The organism is Rhizobacter sp. P1_G5, assembly GCF_056405435.1.
Genome location: NZ_JBFUCB010001011.1, coordinates 1 through 1,247 on the forward strand (window position 1 = coordinate 1; position 1,247 = coordinate 1,247).

The 1,247-nt window shown below is 60.9% G+C and carries 2 protein-coding genes; both read right to left on the reverse strand.

The annotated features are described in order from the left end of the window. Positions 1-385: hypothetical protein (locus tag AC1D12_RS33620; RefSeq protein WP_477845416.1), on the reverse strand; the 385-nt coding region annotated here is incomplete at its 3' end. A 125-nt stretch (positions 386-510) separates the two neighbouring features. Further along, complete coding sequence (locus AC1D12_RS33625; RefSeq protein ID WP_477825158.1) at positions 511-1,071, reverse strand: GNAT family N-acetyltransferase; 561 nt, start codon at positions 1,069-1,071, stop codon at positions 511-513. Positions 1,072-1,247: the final 176 nt, after the last annotated feature.

Consider the following 1,247-nt stretch of genomic DNA (forward strand, 5'->3'; position numbering starts at 1 on the left):
CGGTCAAGGTGACGTCGGACAAGGTGTTCAGCGACAGCGATTTGATGGTGCGCGAAATGACTCCAGAGACGATCAGGACGCGATCCGAGGTCAGCGCGTAGTAGGTCTTCGACCTCTGCATGGCTTCGACGAAGAATCTTCCGATCACCATGTAGAGGCCGACCGCTACGAACGGTATGCCCCAGAGCACGAAGAATCCTGGGGCCGAGCCGGAACTGGCGACGCCAATCTCCCAGAAGATGGCAAAACCACACCACATGAGGCTGAATGGAATCGTGAAGACGTCGGAGCCGCGCAAAACGACTCCTTGACGCGGTCGACCCCACCAGAGGGCGTGCTCTCCAGGAGCAATCGCCTCACGAATTTCTTCCGGCAGTTCTGTCATAGGATTTCTATGTAAACGAGTAGCGGCGCCGAGTGATTGCCCGCCCGGCGATCGAGGCAAGCCTACCCGATAGCAGTCGCCGGCGACAGGCCGCACCTGGCCGGCTGGCGACTTTGGCTCTCAGCTCAGTGTCCCTCGCGCATCAGTTTCAACGCCATCGACCGGAATCCCATCGATCGTCCCTCGATACGAAACAGGTCGACGATCTCTCCAATATCGACAAAGCCTGAGCGCCGATACAGGCGGATCGCCGAATCGTTGGACGATAGAACCTGCAAGTCGATCCAGTCGAGAGCAGTCTGAGACGTTGCCCACTCGCGTGCATGCGCCAGAAGTCCGGCGCCGACACCCGTGCGGCGCCGCCCAGCGTCGACGCCCATGCCCAGAATGCAGCGATGGGACGTATGGGCTTCAGCTCGCGCGCGGAGATCAATATGGCCAATGATGCGGCCGTCGGCCAGGCGCGCAACCCAAGCACGTCGCCACCCAGGCTCGAACAGCGGCACGTCGAGTGCCTGCCGAAAGGCACGGGCGCGTTCGCCTTCGAAGCGCGAATCGGCTCTGGCCAGCGGCTGGAACAGTGGCATCCCGTCGCGGCCGTTGTCGGCGACATGATCGGCGAGGTAGGCTGCAAACGGATCAAAGGCATCCGAGTGCAGCGGCTCTATTGAGAACGTCAGGCTCATCGAGCGGAGTGTCTCATCCCAAAGTACGACATGGCGCGGCGCTATGCATGTCGAGTCCCTTCTGTCTGGAGGCATCGAAGTCGCTCAAGGTGTCACTCGAATGCAGACGCATCCGAAAGACAGGTCCTGGCCGATTGACGCCGGTCAGCGGCGTCACCAAACCCTCAGTACTTGAC